Genomic DNA, 23733 nt, shown 5'->3' with positions numbered 1-23733 from the left:
ATCGTCTTCAGGTGCGGGTGTGGCGCATGAGGCGGACAGCCGGAACCACGCATGTGGTTTCGGACAGGGGTTCGTCCGAGGTGTTCGGGGGTGACGTGGGCGGGTAGGAGGTGGGCGGGGGATCGGGGCGGCTGGAAAGTGGTGGGTCGGCGGGGGTGGGTCGGTTGCCTCGGGTACCCTCTGCGCTTTCGTGCTTGTGTTCGTTGTGGATCTTTGGTCGTTCTGGTCGTGACCGTGTGCGCCCGGAGGTGCGTATGACGTGGCGGTGCACCGGGCTCGCCTGGCCCCCCGAGGCGCGGATAGCGGTGCTGCGGTGGGAGGGCGGGCGGGTCAGTCCGTTGACCGCGGGGAAGCGGCTGGGGTTCCGGGCCGAGGGGGCGCGGATGTGTGTGGGGGCGCGGGGGAATCCGTGTCCCGGGCGGGTGGTGGTGGCCGGGCGGGTGACGCGGGCGCTGTGCGGGGAGTGCGGGCGGCTGGACCGGGTGGGGTCGGTGGCCGCCGACGGGGTGCCCGACGATCCGCGGACGTACCGGGTGTATCTGGCCTGGTTCGGGCCGGGGATGGTGAAGGTCGGGATCACCGCCGAGGAGCGGGGGCGGGCCCGGCTGCTGGAGCAGGGGGCCGTGGTCTTCAGCTGGCTGGGGCGCGGGCCGCTGATGGCGGCGCGGCGGACCGAGGAGGTGCTGCGGAGCGCGCTCGGGGTCCGGGACCGTATTCCGTATGCCGAGAAGCGGGCCGTACGGGCGCTGCTGTCCGGGGACGCGGACGAGCGGGCCGCCGAGGTCGCCCAGTGGTACGGGCGGGCCCGCGCGGTCGGCGGGTGGGGCGAGACCCTGGAGCCGCTGCCGTACGAGGCCGTCGATCACGCCGCGGCGTTCGGTCTCGACCGGATCGCCCCGGCCGCGCCCGTCGTGCGGGAGCTGGTGGACGGCGGGGCCGTCGCCGGGACCCTGGTCGCCGTGGCCGGGCCCGATCTGTATCTCTGGGTCGCCGAGGAGCGGCAGGTCGTCCTCGATACCCGGCTGCTGGCCGGATGGTCGCTGGTGGGGGCGGATCCCGCCACCGGGATCTCCGTACCCCTGACCGAGATCGGGGCGCGCAGCGTGCAGGACGGGCTGTTCTGAGCGCCGCCGTGAACAGGGGCGTTTTCTCAGGCAATTCCCATCCTGCCGCAAGGTCCTTCTGAGCGTGGCCGCCTAGCGTCCGGTGCATGACGCCGATATCGCAGCAGACCCTCGCCCGTACGGCCCGGCCGGCGGGGCGGCTCACCGTGGGGGACCTGGTCCTCGACGAGGACACCCGGGAGGTGTGGCGTGCCGGTGATCCGATCCGGCTGACGGCGACGGAGTTCGCCCTGCTGCGGTATCTGATGCGCAACCCCCGGCGGGTGCTGAGCAAGGCGCAGATCCTCGACCGCGTCTGGTCCTACGACTTCGGCGGCCAGGCCAACATCGTCGAGCTGTATGTGTCCTATCTGCGCAAGAAGATCGACGCCGGGCGTCCGCCCATGATCCACACCCGGCGGGGGTCGGGGTACCTCATCCGGTCCGGGGAGGAGGAGTAGAGGAGGGGGTAAGGGAGGGGGCGCGGCAGGGTGACCGGAAAAGAGTTATACGGCGTACAGGAAGTTCTTGTACGGTGTACGGGACCTACTCCCCTACGCCGTACAAGGAGGTGCCCGTATGGCTGCTCCCGCCACCTCGTTCGGGCCCGAGACCCCCCTCAAGGCCCCCGGCGGTCATCCCCAGCGCTGGCTGATCCTCGGGGTGATCTCCCTCTCCCAGCTCGTCGTGCTGATCGACAACACCGTGCTCAGCGTGGCCATCCCGTCCCTCACCCGGGAGCTGGACGCCTCCACCTCCGACATCCAGTGGATGATCAACGCCTACTCCCTGGTCCAGTCCGGTCTGCTGCTGACCGCGGGCAACGCCGCCGACCGCTACGGCCGCCGGAAGCTGCTCCTCGCCGGGCTCTTCCTCTTCGGCATCGGGTCCCTCGCCGCCGGGCTCTCCCAGACCTCCGGGCAGCTGATCGCCGCCCGGGCCGGGATGGGCGTCGGCGGAGCGCTGCTGCTCACCACGACCCTCGCCGTCATCGTGCAGGTCTTCGACGACGACGAGCGGATCAAGGCGATCGGCATCTGGTCGACCGTCAGTGCCGTCGGGTTCGCGGGCGGTCCGCTGCTCGGCGGCTTCATGCTGGACCACTACTGGTGGGGCGCGATCTTCCTGATCAACCTGCCGGTGGTGGCGCTCGGGCTGATCGCCGTCGCCGCACTCGTACCGGAGTCCAAGAATCCGCAGGGTGACCGGCCCGACCTGGTGGGCGCCGTGCTCTCCACGATCGGTATGACCTCCGTCGTCTACGCGATCATCTCCGGGCCCGAGCACGGCTGGACCTCCGCGCAGGTGCTGATCGCCGCGACCATCGGCGTCGGTGTGATGGCGGCCTTCGTCCGGTGGGAGCTGAGCATCCCGTATCCGATGCTCGACATGCACTTCTTCCGCAACCGGAAGTTCGTCGGCGCGGTCGCGGGCGCCATCCTCGTCGCCTTCGGCATGACGGGCTCCCTCTTCCTGCTCACCCAGCACCTCCAGTTCGTCCTCGGCTACGACCCCCTGGACGCCGGACTGCGGACGGCTCCGCTCGCGCTCGCGGTCTTCGCCATCAACCTCAGCGGCGGTGGCGCGTGGCTGGTGCGGAAGACGGGCACGCCCGCGGCCATCGCCCTCGGTATGACCCTGGTCTCGGCCGGACTCGCCGCGATAGCGCTGCTCGGCGACGGCGGATACGAGGGCACCCTGCTCGGCCTGGTCGTCATGGGCGCCGGTGTCGCCCTGTCGATGCCCGCGATGGCCAACGCCATCATGAGCGCCATCCCGCCGGAGAAGGCCGGGGTGGGCGCCGGGATCAACAGCGCCCTCGCCGAGTTCGGCAACGGGCTCGGGGTCGCCGTACTCGGCGCGGTCCTCAACGCCCGGTTCGCGGCGCTCGTCCCCGCGGCCGTCGGTGCCGCGTCCCTGCCCGCCGCCCTCGCCGCGGCGAACGGCGAAGCCGAACGCGCCGCCGTCGCCGACGCCTTCGCCTCCGGTCTGGAGACCAGCCAGCTCGTCGGGGCCGTCGCCGTCCTCGCCGGTGGTCTGCTGGCCGCCGCCCTGCTGTGGCGGGCCGAACAGTACGACCGGCTCGACACGGCGGGGCGGTAGAGGGGGAGAGGGGGAGACGGCGATGATCACCGGGAGACACGGGGAGTGGCGGCGCCGGGCGGTGCCCGGGCACCTGCGGTACCACCGCTGCGGCATACCATCGACAAAGGTGGCAGCTGCGGAGAAGGAGCAGGGTGGTGTGATGGCGAGCGCGGCCGACGAGGGCGGAGAACCCGGCAGTCCCAGCAGTCCCAGCGGTCCCGACAGCGCGGACGGTGCGGACGGTGCGCACCGGTCCGACAGCGACCGGAAGGCGACCGGTGCCGGCGCGACGGGTGGCGACGCGCCCGGGCCTCCCGTACGCGTCAGTGTCTGGCAGGGCGGCGGAAGGCCCGACCGGCACCGCCGCTCGGGGCAGTCCGCCGCCCTCGACCGGACGAAGATCGTGGAGACGGCGGTACGGCTCCTCGACGCCGAGGGCGCCGCGAAGTTCTCCATGCGTCGGCTCGCCGCCGAACTGGACGTCACCGCGATGTCGGTCTACTGGTACGTCGACAACAAGGAAGACCTCCTGGAGTACGCCCTCGACGCGGTCTACGGCGATCTGGAGCTGCCCGACGTCTCGGACCCGGCGCTATGGCGCGAACAGCTCCGCCGGCTGACTCTGGAGTTCCGCACCCTGCTGGTCCGGCACCCGTGGACCCCGGCCCTCGTCGGCCACTTCCTCAATATCGGGCCGAACGCCGTCTCCTTCGGCCTCACCGCCCAGAAGGTGATGGGGCACGCCGGACTGCCGTCCGGGGTACGGCTCGGCGGGCTGGCCGCCGTCTTCCAGTTCGTCTACGGCTTCGGCACCATCGAGGGCCAGTTCATCGCCCGCTGTGCCGCCGCCGGAGTGACCGAGGACGAGTACCTCGCGCGGGCCATGACGCTGGTCGACGCCGTGCCCGGTCTCGGCGAGTACGCGGAGGCCGCCAACGAGCTGCTGGACGCGCGCGGGGTGACGGCGGTTCCGGAGATGCGGCAGCACGACTTCGATTTCGCCCTGGATCTGCTGATCGCGGGCATCGAGCGGATGGTGGAACGCGGCGGGGGGTGAGCAGTCCGGCGACCTTAAGGGGTACGAGCCGGAGCGCACCGGAGCCGTACGGTCCGGTGCGCGGGCCCTCACCCGCTCCGGCCGACCGCCCCCGCCCCCGTCGCCGCCTCCGTCGCCTCGACGGTCGGTGCCGCGTCCGGCTCCTGGTCGGACGCGACCGTACGCGACCTCAGCGGCACCTCCTTGATGAAGACCGTCACCACCAGCGCCAGCAGCGCGAACGGCGCCGAGTAGAGGAAGACGTCGCCCACCCCGTGGCCGTACGCGCTCTCCACCACCCCGCGCACCGGCTCCGGCAGCAGATCGAGGTCGGGGATCCCGCCGCCCACCGCCGCGCTCTGCCCGGCCGCCGCGCCCGCCGGGCCGAGACCGGCCAGTCCGTCCTCGACATAGCGGTTGACCCGGGTACCGAGGACCGCGCCCAGCGCCGAGACCCCGATCGCGCCGCCGAGGGACCGGAAGAAGGTGACGACGGAGGACGCCGCGCCCAGTTCGGCCGCGTCGACCTGGTTCTGGGTGCACAGCACCAGATTCTGCATCGTCATCCCGATGCCCAGGCCGAGGACGGCCATATAGACGGCGATGTGCCAGTAGACGGTGTCGTGCCGGACGGTCCCCAGCAGTCCCAGGCCCGCCGTCGTCAGCGCGCCGCCGACGACCAGCCATGACTTCCACCGTCCCGTTCGGGTGATGAGCCGGCCCGAGACCGTGGAGGAGAGGAAGATTCCCGCGATCATCGGGATCGTCATCACCCCGGACATCGTCGGTGAGAGCCCCCGGGCGAGCTGGAAATACTGGCTGAAGAAGACCGTGCCCGCGAACATCGCGACACCCACGAAGAGCGACGCGCCGGAGGCGAGAGCGATGGTGCGGTTGCGGAAGAGACGCAGCGGGATGATCGGTTCGCGCGTCCGGGACTCCACCCACAGGAAGACGGCGACGAGCAGTGCCGTACCGCCGAGCATGGCGTACGTCTGCCACGACGCCCAGCCGAACGAGTCCCCGGCGAAGGTCACCCAGATCAGCAGCAGCGACACCGCGGCGCTGATCAGCGTGGCGCCCAGCCAGTCGACCTTGACGTCACGCCGCTTCACCACGGGCAGGCGCAGGGTCTTCTGCAGGACCACCAGCGCGAGCAGCGCGAACGGTACGCCGACGTAGAAGCACCAGCGCCAGCCGAGCCACGAGGTGTCCGTGATCACCCCGCCGAGCAGCGGGCCGCCGACCGTCGCGATCGCGAAGGTGGCACCGAGATAACCGCTGTAGCGGCCCCGCTCACGGGGGGCGATCATCGCGGCCATGATGATCTGTGCCAGCGCGCTCAGTCCGCCGACCCCGATGCCCTGCACCACTCGGCAGGCGATCAGCGCGCCGGTGCTGGTCGCCAGACCGGCGGCCACCGAGCCCGCGATCCAGATCAGCAGGGCTATCTGGACCAGCAGCTTCTTGCTGACCAGGTCGGCCAGCTTGCCCCAGAGGGGGGTGGTCGCGGTCATCGACAGCAGGGCGGCCGTGACCACCCAGGTATAGGCGCTCTGGCCGCCGTCGAGATCCGTGATGATCTGCGGCAGGGCGTTGGAGATGATCGTGGACGACAGGATCGCGACGAACATCCCGATCAGCAGTCCGGAGAGCGCCTCCATGATCTGCCGGTGGGTCATCGGGGCGACGCCGTCTCCCGTCGCGGCGCGCTGGTTGGTCGCAGCCATGTCCGTCCTCGTCCGTCCTTCGGGTGGGGGTCGTGGGGGTCTTGGGGGCAGTGGGGTTGGTGGGGTGCCGCTGCCGGTGGTTCGTTCCGGGGGTCGGCCGGGGTCGCGGAGGCGGCCGGTCAGCCGGGGGCGCCCTGCGCGGGGGGTACGGGGGCGGGCGCGTCGTACGGGGCGTCGGGCCCGGTGCCGCCCGGGGGCCGGCAGTCGCCGGTGAAGGACTCCCGCAGCCGTTCGAGCATCCTGATCAGCTCGCCGATCTCCGGGTCCGACCAGTCCGCGAGCCGCCGGGCCAGCAGATCGGCGCTGCGGTCGTGCAGCTCGCCGAGTTTGGCCGTGCCCGCAGGGGTGAGCCGCAGCAGCCGGGAGCGGCGGTCACCGGGGTCGGGGGCCCGCTCCACCCAGCCGCGGTCCACCGTGTGGGCCACATGTCTGCTGGTCACCGACATATCGACGGCGAGCAGCTCGCACAGCCCGCTCAGCCGCATCTCGCCGTGGCGGTGCAGCAGGGCGAGGGTGGCGGCGGGGCCTGACGGGCAGTCGGCGGGCAGCGCGCGCAGCAGACCGCGCCGCAGGGCGCCGATCGAGTTCAGCTGGCGGGCCAGATCGGCGTATCGGCTCTGGGCTGCCATGGCCCGGACTCCCCCCTGACAGGTGTGGTCATTGTTGTTGCTTAGAGCAACCATAGATTAGGTGGTTGCTCAAGGCAAATGAAATCTGTTCACGGCGGGGCTTGCGGCAGTAAAGAAATCGCCAAGGGGAGATCGGCCCACGGGGGCCGGAGACCGGGGGGCTTGGGGCGTCACGGCCGGTTCGCTAGGGTCGGGGCCCATGGCACACAACCCCCAAGTTCCCCACGGCCAGGGCCCCGAGGGCGCGCACGACCCCGCGGGCAGTACCCAGATGTTCCGTGCGTTCGTCGACGAGGGGGCGCCCGAGGGGCGCCGGCGGGGCGCGGGCGCCGGGCGTTCGTCGTCCCGGACCGGCCTGATCGCCGGGATCGTCGTCGCCCTTGCCGTGCTCGGCGGAGCGCTCTGGCTCGCCCTGGGCTGAGGTCGCGACCCGGTGACGCGGTGAGCCGGTAACCCGGTGACGCTGTGAGCCGGTGGTTCGGCGATCCCGGGCCGGGTGGGGGTGGCTTTTACCCGGTTACGTCCAGTCGGCCGTCACGTCCTGGGTCTCGATCCGCATTCCGAGCGGTACGCGCCAGGAGTCAACGCACACGGTGTACGACGCGTCCCGTACGGTCCCCGGCGCGATCGGGGCCGGGAGCGCCTGCCGGGTCGTGACGGTGGCCCAGTCGAAGCCGAGCGCGCCGATGATGTGGGTCTCGAAGACGACCGTGCCGGCGGTGGCGGGCCTGCCGCCGGTGTTCCGGAGTTCCACGGTCACCCGCTCGCACCAGCGCCGGTCCGTCTTCGCCAGGACCGGGTCGCCGACGGCGATCACCGCGGGGCCGGGCGGTGGCTTCGGCGTCGGGGTTCCGGCGGGCGGCGGGCTGCCGCCGGGCGGGGCCGACCCTCCCGACCCGCCGGAGCCGCCCGTTCCACCCGAACCACCCGAACCGCCCGAGCCGCCGGGGTCCTGTGGACCGTCCGGGCCTTCCGGGGTGGTGGCGGGGGCGCCCGGCCCCGGAGCCGTACCGCCGCCACTCGTCCTTCCGTTCGTCCTTCCGGCCCCACCGTCACCGGTGTCGCCGCGCGCGTCGGCGCCCGGGATGGGTCCGGGGCGGGTCGGCGGGTCCGTGGCGGGGGCGGCGGCGGAAGAAGGGGGAGACGCGGAGCCGGACACGGCGGAGGGCTGGCCGCCGGACGGCGCCCCGGGCCGCAGCGGCAGCAGGGTCACCCCGCCTTTCGGCGGCACCGCGCCCTGCGACGCGCCCCCCGGACCGGCCGGGCCGACCGCCGCGTAACCGTCGTCGTCACTGCCCCCGCACGCGGTCAGCGCCCCGCCCAGACAGAGCGCCGTCACCACGATGACCGCCTTCTGACGTCGTCGCATCGCGCCAGTCTGGCTGACACACCGTCAACACGGAACCCCGCGGCACCCGGTCCCCCCGGACTCGGCCGGGAACCTCCGGTCACGACGGCGCACCTCCGCCACAGGGGCCGGGCGCCGGGCGCGGGGCGCCCGGGAGCACGGTTCCTTCCGGAGGCGACGGGCCGGGTGCGGAACGACCGGTCGACGGCCCCGGCGGGTGGTCGGACGGGTGATCGGACAGGTGGTGGGACAGGTGGTCGGACGGGTGATCAGTCGGCGGTCAGGCCCTGGCGGAGCTGGGCGAGCGTCCGCGTCAGCAGCCGGGAGACATGCATCTGCGAGATGCCGACCTCCTCGCCGATCTGCGACTGGGTCATATTGGCGAAGAAACGCAGCATGATGATCTGCCGCTCGCGGGGCGGCAGTTTGGCCAGCAGCGGCTTCAGCGACTCGCGGTACTCCACGCCCTCCAGCGCCGTGTCCTCGTATCCGAGGCGGTCGGCGAGGGAGCCCTCGCCGCCGTCGTCCTCCGGGGAGGGGGAGTCGAGCGACGACGCCGTGTAGGCGTTGCCGACCGCGAGACCGTCGACGACCTCTTCCTCCGACACCCCGAGCACCGCGGCCAGTTCGGGCACGGTCGGGGAGCGGTCGAGGCGCTGCGACAGCTCGTCGCTCGCCTTCGTCAGCGCCAGCCGCAGCTCCTGGAGGCGGCGCGGCACCCGCACCGACCAGGAGGTGTCGCGAAAGAAGCGCTTGATCTCACCGACGACCGTCGGCATCGCGAACGTCGGGAACTCCACACCGCGTTCGCAGTCGAAACGGTCGATCGCCTTGATCAGGCCGATCGTGCCGACCTGGACGATGTCCTCCATCGGCTCGTTGCGGCTGCGGAAGCGGGCCGCCGCGTACCGGACGAGGGGGAGGTTCAGCTCGATCAGGGTGTCGCGTACATAGGTGCGCTCCGGGCTGTCGCCGGTGCCCTGGTTGTCGAGGGCGCGCAGCCGCAGGAACAGGGAGCGGGACAGCGTACGGGTGTCGATGACGTCCGATACCGGTGCGACGTCGGGCACGGCGGCGGCACCGGAGGCGCTGTCGGCCGGTTCCCCGGCGTCCGCGGCGCGGTCCGGTCCGGGCGCGGAGTCGAGACCGGCTCCCGCCTCGGGTCGCGATTCGGCCGGCTGGTCCGGAACGGTCTGCGTCAGATCGGCCAGTTCCGGCATCGCCGTCAGTTCCGGCAGGCCGGTCAGCGCTTCCGACACGGAGCCGGATACGGACGCGGACGCGGGCGTGCGCGTGAGCACCTTCGAGCTGCCCTGTTCTGCGGACATGCCACCCCCTAGAGGTCGCGGTCGGTCGCGGTGGCCGCGACCAACGGAGGAACGCAGCCTGCCCCTGAGATACCGGCGGGAAGGCTGCGGCAAACGCGTCTCCCGCAGAATGTCACATGTCGGCAACGCTCTGAAGTGACAAGTCGACATGTGAGAAACGAATCAACGCAGGAAGCAGGGGGTGTACGGATGTTGACCCGCGCGGATGCCTCCGAACGGTCTCTACCCGTTCCGGCTAGCTCTCGATCCTGTTTGCGGATCGCAATCGGGCGAAGCTCCGGGCGAGGAGTCTTGACACATGCATCTGCGAGACGCCCAGCTCCTGGCTGATCTGGGACTGCGTCAGATTGCTGTAGTAGCGGAGCATCAGGATCCGCTGTTCGCGTTCGGGCAGCTGTACGAGCAGATGCCGGACCAGGTCGCGATGCTCGACGCCCGCCAGCGCCGGGTCCTCGTATCCGAGCCGGTCGAGCAGCCCGGGGAGCCCGTCGCCCTCCTGGGCGGCTTCCAAAGAGGTCGCGTGGTAGGAGCGCCCGGCCTCGATACAGGCGAGCACCTCGTCCTCGCCGATCTTCAGCCGCTCCGCGATCTCGGCGGTGGTGGGGGTACGGCCGTGGGCGGTGGTCAGGTCCTCGGTCGCGCCGTTGACCTGGACCCACAGCTCGTGGAGGCGGCGCGGGACGTGGACGGTCCGTACGTTGTCCCGGAAGTATCGTTTAATCTCTCCGACGACCGTGGGCATCGCGAAGGTCGGGAACTGGACCCCGCGGTCGGGGTCGAACCGGTCGATGGCGTTGATCAGACCGATGGTGCCGACCTGGACGACGTCCTCCATCGGCTCGTTACGGCTCCGGAAGCGGGCCGCCGCGTACCGGACCAGCGGCAGATTGGCCTCGATCAGGGCGCCGCGGACCCGGGTGTGCTCGGGGGTGCCGGGCGGGAGGGACTTCAGCTCGCCGAAGAGGACCTGGGTCAGGGCCCGGGTGTCGGCGCCCCGGCTGCCGCGGGCGGGGGTGGCGGAAGAGTCCTGGTCGGCACCCTCACTATCGGCGGCGGGCGCGGTGTCGCCGGAGCCGGAGCCGGAGCCGTTGCTGTTGCCGTCGCCCGGGCCGTTGCCGTCGCCGGAGCCGGAGTCCGTGCTGGCCCCGGGGGCGGGTACGGGCGCGGGCCCGGCGCCCGGTCCGGTATCCGGGGCCGGGGCCGGGCCGGGCGGACCGGCGCCCGGACTTCCGTCCGGGATCGCGGTCTGGGGCGGCGCCTGACGAGGCGCTGTACTGGCCGGCACGATAACGCCACCCCTTCGCGGTCAACTACGGTCAACTCATCCATCAAAAGCGGTCATAGCATCACAAGACATGTCCACTGTGTGCAAGCACCTGATAAAGCCGTGTTGAAGGCAAGTTGGGGTTCAAACCTCAAAACGCCCCTTGCCTCGGAGGCAAGGGGCGTCTTCTTAAGGGTGAGACGAGGGCGGCTCAGATCTCGTAGTCGGCGATGACCCACGTGGCGAACTCCCGCCACAGAGCCGCCGCGGCCTGGTGCGCGGGGTGCTCCAGATACCGCTGGAGCGCATCACGGTCGGCCACGGCGCAGTTGATCGCGTAGTCGTAGGCGATGGGGCGGTCGGAGAAGTTCCACGCGCACTCCCACTGCGCGATCTCCGGCACCTGCCCGTCGAGCGCCTCGAACGCCGCCGCGCCCGCGGCGACCCGCGGCTCGTCCCGTACGACGCCGTCATTCAGCTTGAACAGCACCAGGTGGCGGATCACGGGACTCCTCGATCGGGTCGGTCGGCAGGAACGGCACGGACGGCGGCGACGGACGGCCGTGACGCCTTCCGGGACCGGGCCTGGACCGGGCCGGGGCCTGAGCCTGGGCCGGTCTAGTCGACGAGTCCGGACATGAAGTCACCGACGGACTGTGCCGCGTCCGATATGGCCTCGAAGCCTATCTGGACCAGGTCCGCGGCCTTCTCCGGGTCCGTGATGATCGTGTACAGCACGAATACGATGACGAGATAGAACGCGATCTTCTGCACTTGGGCCATCTGCTACGCCTCCCCGTCCCGTTCCCGTGCGCGGTCGCGGAAGTCTAACCGAGCCTTTATGGACCAAGGGCCTGTGAACGCGGGCCCTTTGCCGAACGGATCCGGGCCGCGGGGGCAGCAGGATGGGCACAGGCCCGGACGGATCTGGCAGGAATCCCCGGGCCGGCGACCGGCCCGCGCCCCGGGCCGCGCGGTCCGACGCTTCCCCCGATCGCGGCCCGCGCCCCGACCAGCACGTACCGGTCCCCGCCGGGGGGAGCGGCTCTCCCCCGATGCCGCTTCCCCCGACCTCTTCCCGACTTCGTCCCGGCGCCGCGCCGGACGGCCCCTCCGGCGCGTCACTGCCAGAAGATCTCCTCCACGACGATCTGCGGATCCTCCACACGGCCCACGAAGGTGAACCGCAGCCAACCCCTGCCGCGGTCGAAGTAGAGGACGTGAGCCCCGCGGGGCCGGCTGGAGCACATGACCGGTCTCACCTGCGGTTTTTCCTGAGAGCCGGAAAAATTGGGGCGTCTCCGTCCCGCTGAGCTCTGTTGCGTCCTCTTGCGCCGGCTGGTACCGAGGGGCGTTCGGCAGGCTCCCCATGCATGGCACGGCCGCTGCTGGACGGCGCCCTGTCCAGGGATTCCGGAAGCCGTCGTGTACAGCTCGCGGGCGGCCGACGACGGTCCGCGCCGACAGGCATCACCCTCCGTAGAGGGTAGGCAGATCGACCAGGAGGACATCGTCGCGCCTGGTGGCGAGCTCGGCCAGGTCGGGATAGAAACCGTGCAGGGAGTACAGGGCCAGAGTGGTGCCGTCGACGTCGTATCCCTGCTCGGCGAGGAGAGTGCGGATGCGTTCCAGGCGCTGTAGGTCGCCGGTTCCCCGGCGGGCGGCGGTCGCCTTGGCCTCGCCGAGGAGTGCGACCCTCGCCCGGGGCGCCTGCGGACGCTCCCCGGCGGCCAGGGCGATGACGTCGACCTCGTGTTTCGTCCGGGTGGCCTGGTCGGCGACCTCCGTCGTGCCCACCGGACCGGTCAGTCCACCGGGCAACAGGGTGTGGGAGTAACGGCGCGTGAAGTCGCGGGCCAAGTCCTCGAAGTGCGGGCCGAGGATCTTGGAGTTGAAGGTCGGAGTGGCCTGCTGCCACACCGGCTCGGCGAAGCCCTGCTCCACAGCGGCCACCTGCGGCAGGGTGATCAGCTGGTTGAAGCGGATGACCGGGTCGGCGAGGGTGATGACCGGATGCCGGGCGCGGAGGATGTCCTGTTCCCGCTTGATGTACCCGGTCGACTCCAGCACTCCGAGCGGGTGTGCGACGACATTGCGCGGGCGTTCCAGGGCCGCACCGATCTTGCTGGGGGTGGTGGCGCCGTTCGCGATCGCGGTGAGGACATCGTAGTACAGCGTGTGCTGCGTGATCCTTGGATCCTCGCGCAGCAGGTACTCGGTCTCGGTGCGCGAGTACACCGCCCGGCCCGGGTCGAGAAGCGTCCGGGCAAGCCACGTGTCGAACCCGTCATCGGGGTGCGGACGGCCGGCCACCGGCCGGTAGCCGGGCGCCCCGCCGAGGACCGCGTGCACCTTGAGTGCGGTCAGCGGGTCCTCGATCTGCCAGAAGGCGCGGCTGTCCCGGTAGCCGAAGGGGCCGAGGCGCAGGTCGACGACGGCCCGGCCGCGCAGTGGCTTCGTCCCCGAGAGCAGTTCGTGCATGACGCTCATCGCGGAGCCGCACAGGATCAGGCGCGGGCCCGGTCCGGCCCCGGGCCGGTTGCCGCGCTGGCGTTCGTCGTAGAGCTGCTGAAGCAGCCCCGGGATCTCAGGCGAGTGCTGGAGCAGGTAAGGAAGTTCGTCGATCACCAGCAGCGGATGCGGCGAACGGGCCGTGACGTCCAAGGCATTGGACAGCACGTCGTACCAGTCAGTCAGATTCAGGCTGCCCGGCCGCAGGCCGGCGTGGGCGGCGATCGCGTCACTGAACCGGCGGATGGCGGGCAGCCGCCCCTCTTCCCGGACCGCCGTCACATGCAAACCGCCGACTCGTTCGGACAGGGCCTGCAGCAGATACGACTTCCCGTGCCGCCGCCGCCCGGACACGATGCCGAGCCGCATCGCAGGATCCGGATCGGCCAGGAACTCCGTGAGCAGAGTCCACTCCCGGTCCCGGTCCACCACGTCATCCGGCTTGGCCGGCAGGTTGTCCTTCATCAGGTCTCCTAGACTCCGACCGATTCCGTCGAAGTCTACTTCGACGGAATCGGTCGTACTGGGATTGGTCGACACTGCCCCAAGGTGAGTCGAGAAGTCCGATGCCGTCCGGGAGCGGCCCGGTCCCCCTGAAGCAATGTCCCGCAGCCAGTGACGCCGGGCATGAGCGTGAAAAATGGGGCGCATGCGGACCTGGTCGTGGACAGCGGTGGTGTACTGGCCGCTGAACGCGTTGGCCACGCTGCTCCCCTCGTTCGTGCTCATGGCCGTTCCGTAAGAACGGGGTCACAACAGTGCGGAACGACATGACAAGGGGAACGTGGTGCAGGCCGCCGCGGCGGTCGGCGCCGGCGTGATGTGGAGGCGATCCTCCGGCTACGCCCCGCCGGGATTGCAGGACGAGCAGGGGACGCTGAACGGCTGGAACGGCTCCCCGGCCTGCGGGTGGACCATCAGAACCACCCGCAGGCCGCCGCAGAGCCCGCAGGCAAGACCGCCCCGGCCGTGGTTCGTCGCCCGGACCTCGTCCATGAGATGGTCCACGACATCGCGGTAGCGGGGGTCGGCCCAGTGGCGGCGGGGCTCGCGGCGGGGCTCGTTCCTGCCCCGGTCTCTGTCCCTGTCCGGGTCCATGTCCTGCTGCCCCTCCGCACCTTTCGGCGTCTTTCGCCGACACCCGCGAGGCCGCGCGCCGGCCGCACCGGAACGTCATGGACCAGTGGAGCGCGGCGGTCTCCGTCACTGACCCGCTGGTGTTGCCGCGGAGGCCAACGCAAAACCGCCCCTGACCTGTTTTCGCAGGTCAGGGGCGGTTTTCAAGAGCGGTAGCGGAGGGATTTGAACCCTCGGTGACTTGCGCCACACTCGCTTTCGAGGCGAGCTCCTTCGGCCGCTCGGACACGCTACCGAGAGAGAGCTTAGCCCAAGGTGTGCCCGGGGCCGAAATCCTTATGAGGGGTGGAGCGGAGGGAAGGTCAGCGGGTGCGGAAGAACGCGGTCAGGGGGGCCGCACAGGCCTCTTCCAGGACGCCCGCGATCACCTCGGGGCGGTGGTTGAGGCGGCGGTCGCGTACGACGTCCCACAGGGATCCGACCGCGCCCGCCTTCTCGTCCCGGGCGCCGTAGACCACCCGGTCCACCCGGGACTGGGTGATCGCGCCCGCGCACATCGTGCACGGTTCCAGGGTGACCACCAGCGTGCAGCCGGTCAGCCGCCAGCCCGGGCGGTGTTCGGCGGCGCGGCGGATCGCCAGGACCTCGGCGTGTGCCGTGGGGTCGCCGGTCAGTTCGCGCTCGTTGTGGGCCGAGGCCAGGACCCGGCCGTCGGCGTCGAGGACGAGCGCGCCGACCGGGACGTCGCCCGCGAGCGCCGCGCGTCCCGCCTCGGCGACGGCGAGACGCATCGGCGCTTCCCAGGGGGCCCGTACCGGATCCAGTGCGTCCGCCACCAAGGCCTCTCTTTCCCGCCTGATGTGAAAGGAAAGACCCTAGCGGACGGCCTCCAGCACCTCTCCGGCGCCGAGGGCCTCCGCGATCTCGCCGAGGGCGTCGTCGCTCAGGGCGAGCAGATCGGGCTCCGTGACGCCGAGGTCCGCGAGGATACGGGCGTCGCCGACGGGGCCCGGGGGGACCGTGCCTTCGGGGCCGGCGGGGCCGTCCGGATCGCCCTCGGCGGCGTCGGGCTCCGGCTCGCCGTCCTCGGTGCCGTCGAGGTCGAGCGCGTCGAGGTCGTCGGCCGGGTCGTCCTCGACCCCGCCGAGCACTTCCTTGGTCAGGATCTCCCCGTACGAGGAGCGGGCGGCCAGGGCCGCGTTCGAGACGAAGACCCGGGGGTCCTCCTCGCCCTCCACCCGCACGAGGCCGAACCAGACGTCCTCCTGCTCGATGAAGACGATCACCGTCTCGTCGTCGGACGCGGCTTCCCGGGCCAGATCGGCCAGATCGGCCAGGGACTCCACATCGTCGAGCTCCGTGTCGCTCGCTTCCCACCCGTCTTGAGTGCGCGCGAGCAGTGCGGCGAAGTACACCGTGACTCTCCCACTGATCAGAGGTGTGACGACCGGCGGCGCGGCGTGGCTGCCCCGCCCCAATCGGAATCGTGGCAGAAACCCGGGCTTTGCGAGAGGTCTTCCGTCGTTGCGTCGGCCACCAGTTCTTTTTCCGCGCGCCATCGGAGTTACCCGGTGGGGAGCCTCTCCCGGCCGTACCGGCGGCTTCCGGATCACCAGCGGAAGGTCCGCATCCGCATCTGCTGGCGCATCCGCGCGGCGCGGGCGCGGCGCGGCTGGACCCGCTCGCGCAGGGCCTTCGCCTCGTTCAGCTCCCGCAGGAACGCGGCGCGCCGCCTGCGGCGGGTCTCCTCCGATTCGGGATCGCCGAGGTCGTCACCGGCGCCGTCGGCGACCCCGGCACCGCCGGCGCCGTCGGCGTCGGGGGGAGGCCCGCAGGCCTTCGCGGGGTCGCCCCCTTCTTCTGTGTAGCGCTTCTCACACGGTGTCGCGCGTCGTTCGCGACCGGGTTCCGGCACGGGGCCTCACCACCCAACGGCTTTGCGTCTGCCACTCGTATGCCTCCACCTTCCCCCGCCCACCTCGGTTGATGCGAGCCGGGTCGCGGGGCCGGGCTACTGTGGAGGACATGCGGATCCACGTTGTCGACCACCCGCTGGTGGCGCACAAGCTCACGACGCTGCGCGACAGGCGCACCGACTCCCCCACCTTCCGGCGGCTCGCCGACGAGCTGGTCACCCTGCTCGCCTACGAGGCGACGCGGGACGTGCGGACCGAGCAGGTCGACATCGACACGCCGGTGACGTCGACGACCGGTGTGAAGCTCTCGTACCCGCGGCCCCTGGTGGTGCCGATCCTGCGGGCCGGTCTCGGCATGCTCGACGGCATGGTGCGGCTGCTGCCCACCGCCGAGGTCGGCTTCCTCGGGATGATCCGCAACGAGGAGACGCTGGAGGCGTCGACCTACGCGACCCGGATGCCGGAGGACCTGTCCGGGCGCCAGGTGTACGTGCTCGACCCGATGCTGGCGACCGGCGGCACCCTGGTCGCCGCGATCCGCGAGCTGATCGACCGGGGCGCCGACGACGTCACGGCCGTCGTGCTGCTGGCGGCGCCCGAGGGCGTCGAGGTGATGGAGCGTGAGCTGGCGGGGACGCCGGTGACCGTCGTCACCGCGTCGGTCGACGAGCACCTCAACGAGCAGGGCTACATCGTGCCGGGCCTCGGCGACGCGGGCGACCGGATGTACGGCGCCGCGGAGTAGCCGGGCCGCGGAGTAACCCACGGCGGAGCGACGGCGCGACGAGACGGACCCGATCGCCCTTTTGATTTCGGTGGTACGTGTCACCAGGCGGCCGGGGCCCCGGCGTGCCGTCAGCAGGCCGGGGTGCGGGCCGGGTTCGCCAGGGTTGTCAGGGCCTTGTCCGCCGCCGGGCGCGGGGCCAGCGCCTTGTAAGCCGTACCGATGATCAGGTCGATGTCGGCCGTGGTCCGGGTGTCGGTCTTCGTGGGCGCCCCGGGCAGCTGGGTGCCCAGGACCGGGAACGGGCCCTTCACCGCGCCGGGCGCGCCCAGCAGGATGCCGGCGCCCGGGACCTTCTTGTCGTAGTCGGCCGTGGCGTTGCCCACCTTGCCGATGGTGAAGCCGCGGGCCTTCAGCTCCTCGGCCGCGGCCTTCGCCAGACCGCCGCGCGGGGTCGCGTTGTAGACGTTCACCGTGATCTGCGCGGGTTTGAGGGTGACCCGGGGTTTGGGCACCGCCCCGGCCGTGCCCTTCGACGGGGCGCAGCCCGGCTTGCGCGATGCGGTGGTCTCCTGGTCGGAGCCGCCGGTAAAGGCGTCGATGAGCTGGACCGTTCCCCAGCCGGCCAGTCCGAGGGCCACCACCGCGCCGACCGCGGCGACGACGATCCTGCGGCGGTTGCGGGGTCGGCGCATCCGGGGATACACCTCGCCCGTGATGCGGTACTTTCCCCCCATCCCGGGAGGAGTCAGCATGCTCATGGGCGCAGCGTAGTGCGACCGGGACGCCATGCCTACAAGATGATCTACGGGTTGCGCCCGTACGGCCCCGGAAAGGGCCCGAAAGGCCCAGCGGGCGCCGCCGATCAGGCGGTCCGATCCCCGACCCGATCCCCGGTCCGACCGTCGGTCCGACCCCGGGTCGCTCAGCCCAGTTCGAGGACGCGGGCGTGCAGCACCTGGCGCTGCTGGAGCGCCGCGCGCACCGCGCGGTGCAGCCCGTCCTCCAGATACAGATCGCCCTGCCACTTCACGACGTGCGCGAAGAGGTCGCCGTAGAAGGTCGAGTCCTCCGCGAGCAGCGTTTCGAGGTCCAGCTGGCCCTTGGTGGTCACGAGCTGATCGAGGCGGACCGGGCGCGGTGCGACATCCGCCCACTGCCGGGTGGATTCCCGGCCATGGTCGGGGTAAGGCCGTCCGTTTCCGATGCGCTTGAAGATCACACGGAAAGCCTACCGGTCAAGCCCCTCCGGGCGCAGCCATGGCGGGCCGGTGCGATCCTGGGCGAAGGCTGACAAACAAGGAATCCGCCCGGGGAAATCGGGGTACGACATGGCCGACGACAGCGCCGAGCCCGTCCGGCGGATCGCCGAGGGGTATGCCTTCGAGGGCCCTGCGCTGGAGCTGGGCGCGGTGCTGTGGGACGGCGTTCCCCGGCCCGACGCGCCCGTCCGCGTACCGCTGGCGATGCTCAACCGGCACGGTCTGGTCGCGGGTGCCACCGGTACCGGCAAGACCAAGACGCTCCAGCTGATCGCCGAGCAGCTGTCGGCGCACGGCGTCCCCGTCTTCCTCGCGGACGTCAAGGGCGATCTGTCGGGGATCTCCGCGCCGGGCGAACCGGGCGACAAGGTCCGTGAGCGGGCGGCCGGTGTGGGGCAGGAGTGGCGGGCCGACGGCCGTCCCGCGGAGTTCTACGCGCTCGGCGGTATCGGCCCGGGGATCCCGGTCCGTGCCACCGTCACCGACTTCGGCCCGGTGCTGCTCGCCAAGGTGCTCGACCTCAACCAGACGCAGGAGCAGTCCCTCGGGCTGATCTTCCATTACGCGGACGCCAAGGGTCTGGAGCTGTACGACCTCAAGGATCTGCGGGCGGTCGTCGCCTTCCTGGTGTCGGACGAGGGGAGGGCCGAACTGCGGACCGTCGGCGGGCTCTCGCCGGCCACGGCCGGGGTGATCCTGCGCGCGCTGACCGCCTTCGAACAGCAGGGCGCGGCCGGTTTCTTCGGCGAGCCCGAGTTCGACACGGCGGAGCTGCTGCGGACCGCGCCGGACGGGCGGGGGATCGTCTCCGTACTGGAGCTGGCGGCGGTGCAGGACCGGCCGCGGCTGTTCTCGACGTTCCTGATGTGGCTGCTGGCGGATCTCTTCCACGATCTGCCGGAGGTCGGCGACACGGACCGGCCGAAGCTGGTGTTCTTCTTCGACGAGGCGCATCTGCTCTTCACGGGCGCGTCGAAGGCGTTCCTGGAGTCGATCACGCAGACGGTGCGGCTGATCCGGTCCAAGGGCGTCGGGGTCTTCTTCGTCACCCAGACGCCGAAGGACGTCCCGGCCGATGTGCTGGGACAGCTCGGGAACCGGGTGCAGCACGCGCTGCGGGCGTTCACCCCGGACGATGCCAAGGCGCTGACGGCGACGGTCCGGACGTTTCCCACCTCGCCGTACGACCTCGAAGAGGTGCTGACCGGTCTGGGGACGGGCGAGGCCGTGGTGACCGTGCTGAGCGAGTCGGGCGCGCCGACGCCTGTCGCCGCGGTCCGGCTGCGGGCGCCGGAGTCGCTGATGGGGCGGATCGATCCGGCGGCCCTGGAGGCTTCGGTGCGGTCGTCGCCGTCGTACGAGACGTACGCGCGGGCGGTGGACCGGGAGTCGGCGTACGAGAAGCTGACCGCGACGCCGTCGGCGCCCGCGAAGTCCGCCGAGTCCGCCGAGCCCGTCCAGTCCGCCGAGCCCGAGCGGGCCCGGGAGCCGCACCCCGAACCGACGGAGCCGGAACGGGAGTCGCTGGTGGCGCAGGTGGTGGGGAGCGGTGCCTTCAAGTCGCTGGCCCGCTCGGTCGGTACCCAGCTGGGGCGGGAGATCACCCGCTCCCTCTTCGGTACGTCCCGGCGGAGGCGCTGAACCCGGGAATCCGGGTCGGTACGTTCCGGCGGAGGCGCCGAGCGCGCCTCCGCCGGGTGGTGCGTGGGGTGTTACTCGGTCACGACCGTGTGTCCGTCGCGCAGTCCGCCGCTGCCTGACGGGCCGCCGGTCGGGCCGGCCGGGGGCACCGGCTTGGTGAGCGAGCTGATGTCATGGGCGTAGGTACCGGCCGCGTTGGCGATGATGCCGATATTGATCCCGAACGCCTTCATGCTGACATTGCTCAGATTGTCGCCCGCACCGTGGTAGTTCGGGTCGTAGGCGATACCGGCGGTCCCGCCGAACTTCGCCGCCTGGGCCTCCGTCTTCTTGACCTCGGCGCCGGTGAACGTGCCGCCCGCCGGGATGCCGACCTCGATGAACGGGCCGTAGTCGGAACGACCGCTGAAGTCGGTGCCCTCGTGCGGGGTGTTCCGTCCGTCGAGGAACTTCTGCATATCGCGCTCGATCTGCGCGGAGCCCTCGGGGCCGGGGCCCGCGCCCACGCCGTCCGAGTCGTCGCCGTCGTAGAGGAAGATGCCGTAGTTCGGCGAGGCGATCATGTCGAAGTTGAGGTACGCCTTGATCTCCTTCTTGCCGAGGGAGCTCAGGCTCGCGACATACGCCTCGGAGCCGAGCAGGCCGTTCTCCTCGGCGCCCCACCAGGCGAAGCGGATCTTGTTGGTGGGCCGCTTCTCGGCCTTCGCCAGCTCCTCGGCGACCTCCAGCAGACCGGCCGAGCCGGAGCCGTTGTCGTTGATGCCCGCGCCCTCGGAGACGCTGTCGAGGTGCGCGCCGAGCATGACCGTGTTGGCGGCGTTGCCGTGCTTGGTCTCGGCGATCACATTGCGGGTGGTCCGGGTCTCCTGGAGCTGCCGCAGATCCAGCTTGACGCGTACGGGACCGTTCGCCAGCTCGCCGGCCAGCCGCTCGCCCTCGGTCAGGACGACTCCGCCGGTGGGGATCTTCACCCCGGCCGGGTCGCCCAGGGTGCCGCCCATGGAGCCGTCGAGGTTGTTGTAGATCAGGGCGGCGACGGCGCCCGCGTCGGCGGCCGTGGCCTGCTTCTGCGCGAAGGTGCAGCCGCCGCGCTTGATCAGCGCGATCTTGCCGGTGTAGGTCCCGGAGGCGTAGTCCGTGGGCTCGCAGCCGGTGGTGGCGTCGACCGGGACGGCCGCCAGATCGGCCGTGATACCGCCGACGGGGGTGGACTTGGTGTAGTCCATCGCCACGACCCCGACCGGACGGGCCGCCGGGGAGACGACATCGAGCTTCTCGGCCTGCGTCTCGATATAGGGGAACTGGAACGGCTGGTACGAGACGTTGTAGCCGGCCTTCTTCAGCTGCTGGAACACATAGGCGGCCGAGGCGTCGTAACCGAGCGTACCGGCGGCGCGGTTGCCGGTGGTGTCGGATATCCGCTGGAACTTCTCCAGGTGGTCGAAGGCGTCGTCGGCGGACGACTTCTTCACCAGCTTGGCCGCCAGCTTCGCGGCGCTGCTCCCGCGGTCCTTCGGCGTGTGGTGGTCGGCCGTTGCGGCGGGTGAAGCGGAGGCCAGCAGCAGCGGGGTCGCGAGTGCGGCGGCGGCCAGGGTGGCCACGGCTCTGCGACGGGTTGCCTTCACAGAGTTCCTTCCCGTAATGGACATGTCGAACGGGAAGCTAGCCGGGGTGGTGCGTCCCTGGGAACGTCTGTGCCTCAACTCACTTCCCGTGTCAGGGCATTGACATACTTCTCCTTCCCCGGAATGGCTTGTTCCTTGTGTCGGGGTGGCCCGGTTCGCCCGGTCGGCCCTATCCGGACCCGGTTCATCCGGTCGTCAGCCGCCCTTCGCGGCCTTCGCCGCGCGCTTCGCCTCCTGCTTGTGCGCCCGGACCTTGGCCAGCGACTCGGGCCCGGTGATATCGGCGGCCGAACGGTACGAGCCCGCCTCGCCGTACGCCCCCGCCGCCGCGCGCCAGCCCCGGGGACGTACCCCCAGCTGTTTGCCGAGCAGGGCGAGGAAGATCTTGGCCTTCTGCTCCCCGAAGCCCGGCAGCGCCTTCAGCCGGGCCAGCAGCTCCGCGCCGTCGTCGACGCCGCGCCAGAGGGCGGTGACATCGCCGCCGTACTCCTCGACCAGGTAGTGGCAGAGCGTCTGCACCCGCTTGGCCATATTGCCCGGATAGCGATGGACGGCCGGCTTCTCCTTCAGCAGCTCGGCGAAGGCGTCGGGGTCGTACGCGGCGATCTCGGCGGCGTCGAGATCGTCCCGGCCCATCCGGGAGGCGATGGTGTACGGACCGGAGAAGGCCCACTCCATGGGCACCTGCTGGTCGAGCAGCATGCCGACGAGGGCGGCCAGCGGACTGCGGCTGAGCAGGGCGTCGGCCTCCGGCTGCTGGGCGAGGTGGAGGGCCGGAGCGGCCCCGGTCTTCTCCGTGGGATCGGTGCTCATGCTCTCGATGGTCACCCGGGCGGGCACGGGCCGCCAGCGGCACGCCGCGGCCTGTGGATAACCCTTGGGGCGGGTACGGCCCCCGGACGTCCGGCCCGGACATTCGGCCCGGACATACAGCCCGGACAAACGGCACCGGGGCCCCGTCGCCGTGTACGACGGGACCCCGGTGGGTCGGCGGGGGCGGCTCGGGCCCGATCTGTGGGGCAGACCCTCGCCGCCCCGGTCAGCGGTGGTGGTGGACCGGCAGGATCTGGGCGTTCTCCAGGATCACCGCGTGCTCCAGGACGTCCTCCGCCGGGTCGTCCAGCTCGATGTGGTCGACGGAGATCAGGGTGAACTGGTCGCCCTCGCGGCTGGAGTCGGCGGCGGCGGGTTGGGCCGGGATCGCGGCCGCCAGCGCCGTCGCGCCGAGGGCCGTCAGCAGGAGCCGGGTCCGCCGGGAACGCGGGCCCCGGGCGTCGGACCGCCGCGCGGGCGCCGCCGCGCTCTCCGCGATGGGGTGGGTGGTGGGGTCGTTCTCGGTCGGCCGGGTCGTCGTCGCCCTGGTCATTCTCCGCCTCCGGGAGCCATGTCGGTTCGTGCACCGTGGTCTGTTCACGGGGTTATCCGCAGAACCGGCCGACAGGTCACGGCGTACAACCCGGCGAACATACAATTCACTCGTTCGGCGGTAGGAAAAAGCGGGCTCATCTGGATCAAAGGGATGTGGGCGCGGGGCGGTAGAAGATGACGGTCGTCTCGCAGGAGTTGTCCGCGAAGAGCTTCAGGATCTCGTTCTCGTTCTTGTCGACGTTCAGGCCCCACCGGAGCTTGGTGGCCACCCAGTCGCCGATGTAGCGGCAGACGGCGCCGTCGTAGGGCGGCAGCCAGCCCGCGATGTCCGCGTCGGCGCGCTCGCGGACGGTCCGCGCGGTCACGGTGTTCAGGCTCGGGTACGCGGCCTGGTCGTTGGCGTACGCCTCCCGGCGCGCGGTGGTCCAGTCCTTGGCCCCGGATCCCCATGCCTCGGCGAGCGGTACGGCGTGGGCGACGACCAGGGACCGGATGTCGGTCGCGGACTGGTTGTCGTACGGCGAGACCCATCGGCCGCCGCTCAGCGCGCAGCCGCCGGAGACGGCCGGCTGGTCCAGGGCCTCCGCGATCAGCACCTCCTCGCGGGTGGTGCAGCCGTCGGCGGGGTCGAGGCCCTGGTTCCAGTGGGGGAAGGAGGCCGTGGTGTAGCCGCCGCGGTCCTCGTCGGCCTCGACGAGGAAGGAGATCGCGTCCTCCAGTTGGTAGACCTGGGTGGACGACGCGGGTGCCGCTCCGGCCGCGGGGGCGGTGGTGAGCAGCGGGGCGACGGCGAGGACGAGAGTGGCGGCCAGGGTGACGGCGCGGGCCGCGGCGCCGCGTACGGGATGGTCGGTCATGCGACGTTGATAGCGGCGCGCCGGGTCCGTGGCCCCTGACCAGGCGGCCAACCCACTCGTCCGGGTGGAATCTTGAGCCCGTGAGGGGGTTGGACCACCTGGCCGCGGGGGCCGGGGGGGGGGGTGCGGCCGCCCCGGGGGCACCCGTCAACCCGGCCCGGCGCGGTTAACCGGTGGAGGAGGGACCCAGCCGAAAGAACCGCCGGGCTTAGACCGGGCCCGGTTAGAC

At 71.2% G+C, this 23733-nt stretch carries 25 protein-coding genes, 1 tRNA gene and 1 pseudogene; 7 read left to right on the top strand and 20 right to left on the bottom strand.

Annotated features, from left to right (window positions below; translation table 11 throughout):
- Nucleotides 1–254: 254 nt before the first annotated feature.
- The 4 genes and pseudogenes from ACFXG1_RS13875 (at nt 255) to ACFXG1_RS13860 (ending at nt 4245) form a co-directional block, all read left to right on the top strand.
- A complete protein-coding gene (locus ACFXG1_RS13875) occupies nt 255–1124 on the top strand; it encodes a DUF2797 domain-containing protein (RefSeq protein ID WP_384708182.1) in 870 nt (289 codons plus the stop codon).
- Between the two features lie 125 nt (nt 1125–1249).
- A pseudogene (locus ACFXG1_RS13870) lies at nt 1250–1564 on the top strand (winged helix-turn-helix domain-containing protein); the annotation flags it as partial.
- 118 nt (nt 1565–1682) lie between these two features.
- Nucleotides 1683–3206, top strand: coding sequence for a DHA2 family efflux MFS transporter permease subunit (locus tag ACFXG1_RS13865; protein WP_384708179.1), 1524 nt, complete (start codon nt 1683–1685; stop codon nt 3204–3206).
- Between the two features lie 109 nt (nt 3207–3315).
- Nucleotides 3316–4245: a TetR/AcrR family transcriptional regulator gene (locus ACFXG1_RS13860; RefSeq protein ID WP_384708176.1), complete on the top strand. Its 930-nt coding sequence runs from the start codon at nt 3316–3318 to the stop codon at nt 4243–4245.
- 68 nt (nt 4246–4313) lie between these two features.
- Here the strand turns inward: ACFXG1_RS13860 and ACFXG1_RS13855 are convergent, their stop codons facing one another.
- Together ACFXG1_RS13855 and ACFXG1_RS13850 are read right to left on the bottom strand one after the other, a co-directional pair.
- Nucleotides 4314–5954: an MDR family MFS transporter gene (locus tag ACFXG1_RS13855; RefSeq protein WP_384708173.1), complete on the bottom strand. Its 1641-nt coding sequence runs from the start codon at nt 5952–5954 to the stop codon at nt 4314–4316.
- Nucleotides 5955–6073: 119 nt separating this feature from the next.
- Complete coding sequence (locus ACFXG1_RS13850; protein WP_384708170.1) at nt 6074–6583, bottom strand: MarR family winged helix-turn-helix transcriptional regulator; 510 nt, start codon at nt 6581–6583, stop codon at nt 6074–6076.
- Nucleotides 6584–6782: 199 nt separating this feature from the next.
- On the opposite strand from ACFXG1_RS13850, the gene ACFXG1_RS13845 reads away from it, so the two are divergent.
- The gene (locus ACFXG1_RS13845; RefSeq protein ID WP_384708167.1) at nt 6783–7004 is read left to right on the top strand and encodes a hypothetical protein; all 222 of its coding nucleotides are present in this window, start codon (nt 6783–6785) and stop codon (nt 7002–7004) included.
- A gap of 96 nt (nt 7005–7100) precedes the next feature.
- Here the strand turns inward: ACFXG1_RS13845 and ACFXG1_RS13840 are convergent, their stop codons facing one another.
- The 12 genes from ACFXG1_RS13840 to ACFXG1_RS13785 form a co-directional block, all read right to left on the bottom strand.
- A complete protein-coding gene (locus ACFXG1_RS13840) occupies nt 7101–7952 on the bottom strand; it encodes a hypothetical protein (RefSeq protein ID WP_384708164.1) in 852 nt (283 codons plus the stop codon).
- 248 nt (nt 7953–8200) lie between these two features.
- A complete protein-coding gene (locus ACFXG1_RS13835; RefSeq protein WP_384708161.1) occupies nt 8201–9259 on the bottom strand; it encodes an RNA polymerase sigma factor SigF in 1059 nt (352 codons plus the stop codon).
- A 235-nt stretch (nt 9260–9494) separates the two neighbouring features.
- The gene (locus ACFXG1_RS13830; RefSeq protein WP_384708203.1) at nt 9495–10547 is read right to left on the bottom strand and encodes an RNA polymerase sigma factor SigF; all 1053 of its coding nucleotides are present in this window, start codon (nt 10545–10547) and stop codon (nt 9495–9497) included.
- Nucleotides 10548–10734: 187 nt separating this feature from the next.
- Entirely contained in the window at nt 10735–11028 is a 294-nt protein-coding gene (locus ACFXG1_RS13825) for a Dabb family protein (RefSeq protein WP_384708158.1), read from the bottom strand.
- A 113-nt stretch (nt 11029–11141) separates the two neighbouring features.
- The gene (locus tag ACFXG1_RS13820; RefSeq protein ID WP_384708155.1) at nt 11142–11306 is read right to left on the bottom strand and encodes a hypothetical protein; all 165 of its coding nucleotides are present in this window, start codon (nt 11304–11306) and stop codon (nt 11142–11144) included.
- A gap of 338 nt (nt 11307–11644) precedes the next feature.
- On the bottom strand, nt 11645–11773 hold the full coding sequence (locus ACFXG1_RS13815) for a hypothetical protein (protein WP_384708152.1): 129 nt from the start codon (nt 11771–11773) through the stop codon (nt 11645–11647).
- A gap of 220 nt (nt 11774–11993) precedes the next feature.
- On the bottom strand, nt 11994–13499 hold the full coding sequence (locus ACFXG1_RS13810; protein WP_384708149.1) for an ATP-binding protein: 1506 nt from the start codon (nt 13497–13499) through the stop codon (nt 11994–11996).
- A 375-nt stretch (nt 13500–13874) separates the two neighbouring features.
- A complete protein-coding gene (locus tag ACFXG1_RS13805; protein ID WP_384742459.1) occupies nt 13875–14132 on the bottom strand; it encodes a hypothetical protein in 258 nt (85 codons plus the stop codon).
- Between the two features lie 189 nt (nt 14133–14321).
- A tRNA-Ser gene (locus ACFXG1_RS13800) sits at nt 14322–14406 on the bottom strand.
- Nucleotides 14407–14473: 67 nt separating this feature from the next.
- Nucleotides 14474–14902 (bottom strand): tRNA adenosine(34) deaminase TadA, encoded by a 429-nt coding sequence (tadA, locus tag ACFXG1_RS13795; protein WP_384708200.1) that lies wholly within the window; start codon nt 14900–14902, stop codon nt 14474–14476.
- 84 nt (nt 14903–14986) lie between these two features.
- Entirely contained in the window at nt 14987–15526 is a 540-nt protein-coding gene (locus ACFXG1_RS13790) for a hypothetical protein (protein WP_384708146.1), read from the bottom strand.
- A 194-nt stretch (nt 15527–15720) separates the two neighbouring features.
- A complete protein-coding gene (locus tag ACFXG1_RS13785) occupies nt 15721–16026 on the bottom strand; it encodes a hypothetical protein (RefSeq protein WP_384708142.1) in 306 nt (101 codons plus the stop codon).
- A 110-nt stretch (nt 16027–16136) separates the two neighbouring features.
- Between ACFXG1_RS13785 and upp the strand changes: the two genes are divergently transcribed.
- A complete protein-coding gene (gene upp, locus ACFXG1_RS13780; RefSeq protein ID WP_384708139.1) occupies nt 16137–16772 on the top strand; it encodes a uracil phosphoribosyltransferase in 636 nt (211 codons plus the stop codon).
- Between the two features lie 110 nt (nt 16773–16882).
- On the opposite strand, the gene ACFXG1_RS13775 is transcribed toward upp, so the two are convergent.
- Nucleotides 16883–17512 (bottom strand): LytR C-terminal domain-containing protein, encoded by a 630-nt coding sequence (locus tag ACFXG1_RS13775; RefSeq protein WP_384708136.1) that lies wholly within the window; start codon nt 17510–17512, stop codon nt 16883–16885.
- A 164-nt stretch (nt 17513–17676) separates the two neighbouring features.
- A complete protein-coding gene (locus ACFXG1_RS13770) occupies nt 17677–17973 on the bottom strand; it encodes a type II toxin-antitoxin system VapB family antitoxin (protein ID WP_003955420.1) in 297 nt (98 codons plus the stop codon).
- 109 nt (nt 17974–18082) lie between these two features.
- Here ACFXG1_RS13770 and ACFXG1_RS13765 point away from each other — a divergent pair, with 109 nt between their 5' ends.
- Nucleotides 18083–19654: a helicase HerA-like domain-containing protein gene (locus tag ACFXG1_RS13765; RefSeq protein ID WP_384708133.1), complete on the top strand. Its 1572-nt coding sequence runs from the start codon at nt 18083–18085 to the stop codon at nt 19652–19654.
- Between the two features lie 71 nt (nt 19655–19725).
- Here the strand turns inward: ACFXG1_RS13765 and ACFXG1_RS13760 are convergent, their stop codons facing one another.
- From ACFXG1_RS13760 to ACFXG1_RS13745, 4 genes are all read right to left on the bottom strand, one after another.
- Nucleotides 19726–21255 carry a M28 family metallopeptidase gene (locus tag ACFXG1_RS13760; RefSeq protein ID WP_384708197.1) on the bottom strand — a complete coding sequence of 510 codons (1530 nt, stop codon included), beginning with the start codon at nt 21253–21255 and terminating at the stop codon, nt 19726–19728.
- Between the two features lie 219 nt (nt 21256–21474).
- Nucleotides 21475–22092 (bottom strand): HhH-GPD-type base excision DNA repair protein, encoded by a 618-nt coding sequence (locus tag ACFXG1_RS13755; protein WP_384708130.1) that lies wholly within the window; start codon nt 22090–22092, stop codon nt 21475–21477.
- A 226-nt stretch (nt 22093–22318) separates the two neighbouring features.
- Nucleotides 22319–22645, bottom strand: a complete 327-nt coding sequence (locus ACFXG1_RS13750) for a hypothetical protein (RefSeq protein WP_384708127.1) — start codon at nt 22643–22645, stop codon at nt 22319–22321.
- Between the two features lie 145 nt (nt 22646–22790).
- Entirely contained in the window at nt 22791–23504 is a 714-nt protein-coding gene (locus tag ACFXG1_RS13745; RefSeq protein ID WP_384708124.1) for an HNH endonuclease, read from the bottom strand.
- Nucleotides 23505–23733: the final 229 nt, after the last annotated feature.

This window comes from Streptomyces sp. NPDC059248, from assembly GCF_042753905.1.
GTDB lineage: Bacteria > Actinomycetota > Actinomycetes > Streptomycetales > Streptomycetaceae > Streptomyces.
Note: the sequence above shows the minus strand (reverse complement) of the source record. Positions and strands in the feature narration are given on the sequence as shown.